Origin of the sequence: Cellulomonas septica (genome assembly GCF_012396155.1) — a bacterium.
Taxonomy (GTDB): Bacteria; Actinomycetota; Actinomycetes; order Actinomycetales; family Cellulomonadaceae; genus Cellulomonas; species Cellulomonas septica.
Genome location: NZ_JAAXOY010000003.1, coordinates 24,882 through 32,523, shown reverse-complemented (window position 1 = coordinate 32,523; position 7,642 = coordinate 24,882). Strand labels below are relative to the sequence as shown.

General features: G+C 73.6%; 9 protein-coding genes. 7 read left to right on the top strand and 2 right to left on the bottom strand.

The window, feature by feature from the left end; genetic code table 11:
• On the top strand, nt 1–1,052 hold a 1,052-nt coding region (locus HGA02_RS00870; protein WP_210727994.1), incomplete at its 5' end, for a hypothetical protein.
• Nucleotides 1,053–1,076: 24 nt separating this feature from the next.
• On the opposite strand, the gene HGA02_RS00865 is transcribed toward HGA02_RS00870, so the two are convergent.
• On the bottom strand, nt 1,077–1,742 hold the full coding sequence (locus HGA02_RS00865; protein ID WP_168676537.1) for an NAD(P)H-binding protein: 666 nt from the start codon (nt 1,740–1,742) through the stop codon (nt 1,077–1,079).
• A gap of 387 nt (nt 1,743–2,129) precedes the next feature.
• Nucleotides 2,130–2,765, bottom strand: a complete 636-nt coding sequence (gene upp / locus HGA02_RS00860) for a uracil phosphoribosyltransferase (RefSeq protein WP_168676535.1) — start codon at nt 2,763–2,765, stop codon at nt 2,130–2,132.
• 73 nt (nt 2,766–2,838) lie between these two features.
• On the opposite strand from upp, the gene HGA02_RS00855 reads away from it, so the two are divergent.
• The 6 genes from HGA02_RS00855 to HGA02_RS00830 all read left to right on the top strand — a co-directional run bounded on the left by HGA02_RS00855 (nt 2,839) and on the right by HGA02_RS00830 (nt 7,608).
• The gene (locus tag HGA02_RS00855; protein ID WP_343035182.1) at nt 2,839–3,345 is read left to right on the top strand and encodes a nucleoside deaminase; all 507 of its coding nucleotides are present in this window, start codon (nt 2,839–2,841) and stop codon (nt 3,343–3,345) included.
• Nucleotides 3,346–3,665: 320 nt separating this feature from the next.
• The gene (locus tag HGA02_RS00850) at nt 3,666–3,992 is read left to right on the top strand and encodes a hypothetical protein (RefSeq protein ID WP_168676533.1); all 327 of its coding nucleotides are present in this window, start codon (nt 3,666–3,668) and stop codon (nt 3,990–3,992) included.
• Between the two features lie 88 nt (nt 3,993–4,080).
• Nucleotides 4,081–4,698, top strand: a complete 618-nt coding sequence (locus tag HGA02_RS00845; RefSeq protein ID WP_168676531.1) for a type 2 periplasmic-binding domain-containing protein — start codon at nt 4,081–4,083, stop codon at nt 4,696–4,698.
• A gap of 164 nt (nt 4,699–4,862) precedes the next feature.
• Complete coding sequence (locus HGA02_RS00840) at nt 4,863–5,852, top strand: peptidoglycan-binding protein (RefSeq protein WP_168676529.1); 990 nt, start codon at nt 4,863–4,865, stop codon at nt 5,850–5,852.
• Nucleotides 5,840–6,469, top strand: coding sequence for an ATP-binding cassette domain-containing protein (locus tag HGA02_RS00835; protein WP_168676527.1), 630 nt, complete (start codon nt 5,840–5,842; stop codon nt 6,467–6,469). Before HGA02_RS00840 ends, HGA02_RS00835 begins: the two co-directional genes overlap by 13 nt.
• Entirely contained in the window at nt 6,466–7,608 is a 1,143-nt protein-coding gene (locus HGA02_RS00830) for a hypothetical protein (protein ID WP_168676525.1), read from the top strand. The genes HGA02_RS00835 and HGA02_RS00830 overlap by 4 nt, the downstream gene beginning before the upstream one ends.
• Nucleotides 7,609–7,642 lie beyond the last annotated feature (34 nt).

Below are 7,642 nucleotides of genomic sequence, written 5' to 3'. Positions count from 1 at the left end.
CGTTCGTCGTCGCCGCGCAGGCGCCCGGCGCCGCGGCGGTCAGCGCCTCGACCGACGTCAGCACCTCGTCCGCGGGCCTGAGCCCGCGCGCCCGGTTCGAGGGCGGCTGGGCCGTCACCGAGGTCGGCGCACCGCTGCTCACGTGCCGCACCACGCTCACGACGTGCGTGCCCGCGCTGCAGAACGGCGACCGCGACAACAACAGCTTCGACATGGTCGAGCTCGACGAGGGACCCGACCTGCCCGGCGCGAACGGCACCCGCCCCGCCGTCAGGACGTCGTCGTTCACGCAGCTCGACGTGCCCGCCGGCCGCCAGATCGCGTTCGCGGGCCTCTACTGGTCCGCCAACATCGGCCCCGGTGACACCTGGAGCGGCGACCCCGCGGTCGTCCGGTTCCGCGGCCCCGCGACCGCCTACCAGACGCTGCGCGCCGCCGACGGCGACGTCGACCGCCTCACCGACAACGCCGGACGGGCCTACTACCAGTCGTTCGTCGACGTGACCGACCTGGTGGCCGCCCAGGGCGGGGGCATGTGGTCCGTCGCCGACATCGCCGTCCGCGCCACCAGCAAGGACCCCAACCGGTCCTACTACGCCGGCTGGTCGCTCGTCGTCGTGTACGCCGACCCGTCGACCGACTCCAACGTCACCGTCTACGACGGCGCCGCGTGGATCGGCACGACCGCGACCCCGCCCGTCTTCGAGTTCGCCGCCCGCGCCGGCACGAGCGCCCGCATCGGCGTCGTCGCGTGGGAGGGCGACCGGACCGCCGTCGGCGACCGGCTGCTGCTCGACGGCAACCGCCCCCTGATCCCGGTCCGCTGGGACGGCACCGCGCCCGGCTCCGGCGTCAACAACGCGTTCGACTCGACCGCGCACGGCTGGCGGTGGCCCAACTCGCTCGGCGTCGACGCCAAGGCGTTCGTGCCCGCGACGCTCTCGGGCGACGTGTCGTCGCTGTCCGCGACGACCAACGGCGACCAGTACCTGATCGGCGTCGTGACGCTCCGCACGGAGCCCGTCGTGTCCTCGGCGAGCATCCCCCGCTGACGCGCCGCCTGCGCGGCTCGGCGCTCAGTCCGCCGGCTCGACCACCGCGGCGACGGCCGCATCGACCGGCACGACGCCTTCGGTGAGCTCGAGGACCAGCCCGGCCGTCAGCGGCGCGTGCAGGACCCCGGCGAGCACGTCGGCGACGTCCGCGCGGGGGATCGAGCCACGCGGCACGTGCGCGTCGAGCTGCACGCGGCCCTGCGCGTCGTCGTCGGTCAGCCCGCCCGGGCGCACGATCGTCCAGTCGAGGTCGCGCGACCGCAGGTCCTCCTCGCTCGCACCCTTCGCGCGCAGGTAGGCCGCGAACACCTCGTCCGTCCCGGGCGGCGGCTCCGACGACGCCCCCATCGACGACACCAGCACGTACCGCCGCACGCCCGCCAGCTCGGCGCCGTCGGCCAGCAGCGCGGCCGCGCCGCGGTCGACCGTGTCCTTCCGCTCGGCACCGCTGCCGGGACCCGCACCCGCCGCGAACACCACGGCGTCCGCACCCGCGATCGCCTCGGCGACGTCGCGTGCGTTCGAGCGCTCCAGGTCGAGGACGACCGCCTCGGCGCCGTCCTCCGTGACGTCCTGGACGTGGCCCAGCTGCCGGATCAGCGCGACGGGGACGTCACCCCGTGCCGCCAACGTGCGCGACAGCAGGCGCGCGACCTTCCCGTGCCCGCCGGCGATCGCGATGCGCATGCCCTCGACGGTAGGCCGGGGTCGTCGGCGCGGCGACCCGAGCCGGCCGGTCCCCGGGGTGTCGCCCCTGCGTGTCGCCCGCCCTCAGCGGTGCTTGCTCGTCGCCGCACACGGAGCGCGACCGCTCGGTGTCCGGTGCGCGGGTGTCGCGCTGCCGGACCTCCCGGGTCCCCCAGACCGGCGGGTGGTCCGGCAGCGCGTGCGTCGACTGCGTCCCCCGAGCCGTCGACGAGGCGCGATGCTCGCACCGGGAGCCGTGCTGCCCAAGGGGTCGACCGTGGTGTCTCAGGATGCGGAAGCCGCCAGAGCGGGTACGCGTCGCGAATCAGTCGGCCGTCGCCGCGCGCACCGGACCGAGGTCGTGTCGCCCGACGGGGTCGAGGAGGGTCAGACGATCCCGTAGAGCCGGTCGCCCGCGTCGCCGAGGCCCGGGACGATGTACGCCTTCTCGTTGAGCCGCTCGTCGACCGCCGCGACGACGACCTTCACGTCGGCCCGGTCGCCCACGAACTCCTCGACGACCTTGAGCCCCTCGGGAGCCGCGAGCAGGCACACGGCCGTGACGTCGCGCGCCCCGCGGGCCAGGAGGTAGTCGATCGCCGCGACGAGCGTGCCGCCGGTCGCGAGCATCGGGTCGAGCAGGAAGCACTGCCGGCCGGACACGTCGTCGGGCAGCCGGTTCGCGTACGTGACGGCCTCGAGCGTCTCCTCGTCGCGCTGCATCCCGAGGAACCCGACCTCCGCGGTCGGCAGCAGCCGCGTCAAGCCGTCGAGCATCCCGAGGCCCGCGCGCAGGATCGGCACGACCAGAGGACGCGGATCGGCCAGCTTGACGCCGGTCGTCGTCGTCACGGGCGTCTCGATCTCCACGGTGTCGACGTGCACGTCGCGCGTCGCCTCGTACGCGAGGAGCGTGACGAGCTCGTCCACGAGCTGCCGGAACGTCGGCGAGGGCGTGCCCTTGTCCCGCAGGACCGTGAGCTTGTGGGCGACGAGCGGGTGGTCCGCGACGTGCAGGCGCATGCGCACAACCTACCGGCAGTCCCACCTGGTGGACGTGGCGAAGGTCCCCGCGGGGAGCGTGTGCTGCGTCATCATGGCGAGCATGACGGACGGTCCCCGGCGGGCGGTGCAGCCCGCCGACGCATGGGCGATGGGCCTCGCGCTCGACGAGGCCCGCCGTGCCGTCGCGACCGGCGACGTGCCCGTCGGCGCAGTCGTGCTCGGCCCCGACGGCGACGTGGTCTCCCGCGGCCGCAACGTCCGCGAGGCCACCGACGACCCCACCGGCCACGCCGAGGTGATCGCGCTCCGTGCCGCGTCGGACCGGTTGGGCCGCTGGCGTCTCGACGACTGCACGCTCGTCGTCACCCTCGAGCCCTGCCTGATGTGCGCAGGGGCGACCGTGTTGGCCCGCATCCCCCGCCTGGTGCTCGGCGCGTGGGACCCGAAGGCCGGCGCGTGCGGGTCGCAGTGGGACGTCGTCCGCGACCGCCGCCTCAACCACCGCGTCGAGGTCGTCGGGGGAGTGCGCGCCGACGAGTGCGGCCTGCTCCTCCAGCGCTTCTTCGAGACCCACCGCGACGGCCACGTCGTCCGCTGAGCGTCCGGGGAGCGGCGGCTGCCCTCCGTCTCGCATCGCGGACACGATCTGCGAGCCTGCCGAAGGCTGTGGACAAACCACCCGCCGCCGCGGGGGCCGTGCCATCCGCGTCAACTGGTGAAGAACGCAACGTTGTAATGGCGCGGGGCGACGAGATCGGCCTGTGGATAACCGCCGCGGCCTTGACGTCGTGCGCTAGGGTCAAGTGCCTTTGCGCTGAATTCACATCTGCGGTGACGAGAAAACCTGCATCAATGCATGTCGTCATTCCTTGCTAGCGTCCGCGTCGTCAGATTCCACCTCACGGAAGAGGAAGTCGCATGAGGAATCGAATGATCGCGCTCGCGAGTGCCGCGTTGGTCGCGGGCGCTGGTGCCGTCGCGGTGGCACCGTCCGCCTCGGCGGGCGCGTACTGCAGTATCACCGCGGCCAACCACACCTCGTACATGGCCTACACCGACACGATCATGGGCTGCGTGACGACGCGAGCACGGGCGGGTGTCCGTGCGGGCTCGGCGGCGACGACGTGGACCCCCTGGTCGGTCAAGACGGGCGACGGGCGCGCCGCCGCGTACGGCAACGACGTGCTCAACGGCCACCACCGTGCCTACTACGAGCAGCTCAAGTACTGGGAGCGCTACTCCTGACCGTCGGTGCGTGCGGGCCCGTGGCGTTCTCACGGGCCCGCACGCCCTCCAAGAGAGAGGAAGACGTGTGACCCGACGTGCCCCTTCGGTGCGTGCCGCCGTCGTCGCCCTGACGATCGCGGCTGCCTGTGCAGCGTGCTCCGCGGCCGATTCCGACAGGCCAGCGGGCGGCGCTCCTGCCCCGTCGGCGAGCGTCGACCCGGAGACGACCCTCATCGACACGGTGGTCGAACAATCGCACGACGACCGCTACGACGACCTTCAGGCGGAGATTCTGGCTGATCGATCCGTCGACTACGCGGAATACGAGCGGGCGATCGGAAAGGCGCTCGAATGCATGCGCGGCACGGGTGCCGTCATCGACGTGGAAGGGCCGCAGATGCGCGAAGGAAAGACCCAGATCGTCTACTCCATCACGGTGCCCAACGACGACGACACCGTCCTGGCGGACGCGGACAAGTGCTACGAGCGATACGCGGGCCTCGTCGACGCGTTCTGGCAAGCCACCGGACCCGAGGTGAGGGCTTTCGAGGACCGACGGGCGGAGGCGCTGACGCCGGCACTCCGGACGTGCCTCACCAAGTACGGCGTCGACTGGGCCGAGGACGAGTCGTTCGACGACCTCCTCGACAAGGCGTTCCGTCTGCTCGAGACGGAGAAGTCGGACTGCGTGCTCGAGATCGGGTACCCGACGTGGCAGGGGTGACCGCCTCGACCGGCGCTGCGTCGAAGGGGTCGAGGCCGTCCGACGGTGCAGGCCCCTCCAGCGAGCCGACCGAGCACCGAGTGGCGGGCGCACGCGCGGCCCGACCCCGCACGTCGGACGACGGCTCCGCTGCGCCCTGGCTCCTGCTGACGGTCCTTCTCGTCGTGCCCGTCCTCGTCCTCGGCGCCTGGGCCCTGGTCGCGCGCGCCGACAACCCGACGCAGGCGGCAGCGGACGTCGCGCCCGTCGTCGTGGCCGTCACCCAGCAGGAGGTCCGGGCACAGGCCGCGGTCACCGTGGAGCTCGGCGACGCGCCCGGTCGCGAGGTCGCCACCTCGGCGACGGGCACGGTCACCGCCGGACCCGTCGCGGGTGCCGTGCTCGACGACGGCGTCGAGGTCATGAGGGTCGACGACCGTCCGCTGCGTGCGCTCACGTCGTCGGCACCACCCTGGCGGAGCATCGGCGTCGGTGACGCGGGCGCCGACGTCACGCGCGTCCAGGAGTTCCTGGCCGCCACCGGCTACTACCGCGGAGCCGTCGACGGGACGTACGGACGGGGCATGCGGGCAGCCGTCGAACGGTTCAACGTCGACGCGGGGCTCGGCAAGGGCGTCAGCACGTTCGAGCCTTCGACGATCGTGTGGGTGGGCCCGGACGCGCTCACGGTCGCGGAGTCGCTGGCACCTGTCGGAGCGCAGGTCGCTCCCGGAGCACCGGTGCTGCGCGCGCCTGCCCGCCACGCCGCGGTCGTGGTCACCGAGCCGCAGGGCGGCATCTCGCCGACCGGTCAGTTCGGCGACTCCGCGGAGCTCGTCGTCGGGACGGTCGTCGTGCCGTACACCCCCGGCTCCGGCACCGTCACGACGCAGACCGACGTCGACCTGGTGCGCGGCGCGCTCGCGCCGGCGCTCGAGGGGGTCGCGCAGGTCCGTGCCGTCGACGCGCAGCAGGTGGCCGTCGTGCCCGCGTCCGCGCTCGTGCAGGGCGCCGACGGGTCGCTGTGCGCGTACTCGTCGGCCGACGCCGAGCCGGTCGTCGTCCAGCCGGTCGGAGGCGGCGTCGGCACGGTTCACCTCCCGGCCGAGACGGCGCTCGCGGAGGTCGTGGCCAACCCCGGCCGGATCACGTTGGAGGTCGCGTGCGGCTTGTAACGTCGAACGTCGTCGTGCGGTACCCCCGGTCGCCACAGCCGGTGCTCGTGGGGGCTGACCTCGTCGTCGACCAGGGCGAGAGCGTCGCGATCCTCGGGCCCTCCGGGTCGGGGAAGTCGACGCTGCTCGCCGTGCTCGGCGGGCTGGTGCGTCCCGACGCCGGCCGCGCGTTCGTGGAGGGGCTGAGCGTCCGGCTGCCGGACGTCTCCGCCTGGATCCTGCAGACCGTGAACGTGCTGCCCGAGCGCTCGGCCCTCGACAACGTGGTTGTCGGGGCGCTGACCCGGGGGATGCCGCGGGTCCAAGCGCGCGCCGAGGCGATGGAGCGTCTCACCGCCGTCGGGCTCGGCGTGCGAGCGGCCGATCCGGCCCGTCTCCTCTCGGGCGGAGAGGTGCAGCGCGTCGTCATCGCTCGTGCGCTGGCGGCCGGTCGGCCGTTCCTCCTCGCCGACGAGCCGACCGGTCAGCTCGACCGCGCCAGCTCCGACGTGGTCCTTGACGCGCTGTTCTCGACGGCGGGCGGCGCCGGCGTCGTCGTGGTGACGCACGACCCGCACGTCGCCGACCGGTGCGACCGCGTGGTGCAGATCGTCGACGGGATGGTGGTCGCGGCATGACGCAGACCCAGGTTCGCGCACGGTCCTGGACGTCGGTCGGTCGCCGCTGGCGGGCCTCAGCATCGTTCGGTGAGGGGCTCGCCAACGTCCGCGACGGCGCACTGCTGTTCGCGGGCGTGGTCGCGATCTCCACGCTCGTCGTCGGCGGCGCACTGGTCGCCGACGTGGTGACCGGGGCACGCATCCTCGCCGCCGAGCGCGAGTACCTCGACTCCGGGGGCAACCTCCTCGTGGTGCAGCGGCAGAGCGAGGGCAAGCTCGACGCGGGCCTCTGTGCGTCGCTCGAAGCGGTCCCGGGCGTCACGGCCGCCGCGGGAGTGAGCGTCGAGCCCGGTGCCGTCCGGCTCGTCGGCCGCCCGGAGTCGCAGCAGACGATCGTCACCGCGACGGCCGGTGTGCTCGACATCCTCGGAGTCGACGGAGTCGGCGGCGACGAGGTGGTGGCGTCGACCGTCGTGAGCGAGAGGTGGCTCTGGCAGGAAGGCTCGCGGCTCCGGATCGAAGCCGAGGACGCCGACCACGTCGGTGCGCCGTCGGCCGTCCTGACCGTCGCCGCCGTGTCGAACCTCGAGCGCCTGTCGGAAGGCGCGTCGACCGGCATCCTCCTGCTGCAGGCGCCGACCGGCGAGGTCGACCACTGCTTCGTGCAGGTGGACGCGCAGTACCGCGAGGACGTCCGCGCCGCGCTCCCCGCACTCCTCGGGGAGCGCCCCGACTCCGCCGTCGCGGTCTCGGACCGGCTGCCTGCCGGCGCCTTCGCGCAGGACCCCGTCGCGGCCTGGGACGGACGCCCGACGCGGTGGATCGCCGGCGCTGCGGGCGCCGTCGTCGGGCTGCTCTGGCTCGTCGTCGCCTGGACCCGGAGGGGCCGCGCCGCGCTGTACGCGTCGCTCGGCGTGCCTTACGCGGGCGGCGTCCTCATCCGGTGGGTCGAAGGCGCGAGCGTCGCCGTGCTCGGCGTGCTCTGGGGCGCTGCACTGGCGGCGTCGGTGGCGGTCGCCGCGGTCGACACCCCGCTCGGGGTCGCGCTCTCGTCGGTGACGCGCGGAGGTGCGCTCGCGGGCGCGGTAGGTCTGGCCGTCGTCACCGTCGCCGCGCTCGTCCGTCCGGGGACCCTCGCAGCGCTGAAGGACCGCTGACCCCGTCGGGCGGGACTCCGTCCGCGCGGCGGGT

Bases quoted from the DNA above. Each gene is read 5' to 3' on its own strand.
- HGA02_RS00865 (WP_168676537.1), bottom strand. From the start codon at position 1,742: ATGCGCATCGCGATCGCCGGCGGGCACGGGAAGGTCGCGCGCCTGCTG.
- HGA02_RS00830 (WP_168676525.1), top strand. From the start codon at position 6,466: ATGACGCAGACCCAGGTTCGCGCACGGTCCTGGACGTCGGTCGGTCGC.
- HGA02_RS00855 (WP_343035182.1), top strand. From the start codon at position 2,839: ATGGCGAGCATGACGGACGGTCCCCGGCGGGCGGTGCAGCCCGCCGAC.
- HGA02_RS00850 (WP_168676533.1), top strand. From the start codon at position 3,666: ATGAGGAATCGAATGATCGCGCTCGCGAGTGCCGCGTTGGTCGCGGGC.
- upp (WP_168676535.1), bottom strand. From the start codon at position 2,765: ATGCGCCTGCACGTCGCGGACCACCCGCTCGTCGCCCACAAGCTCACG.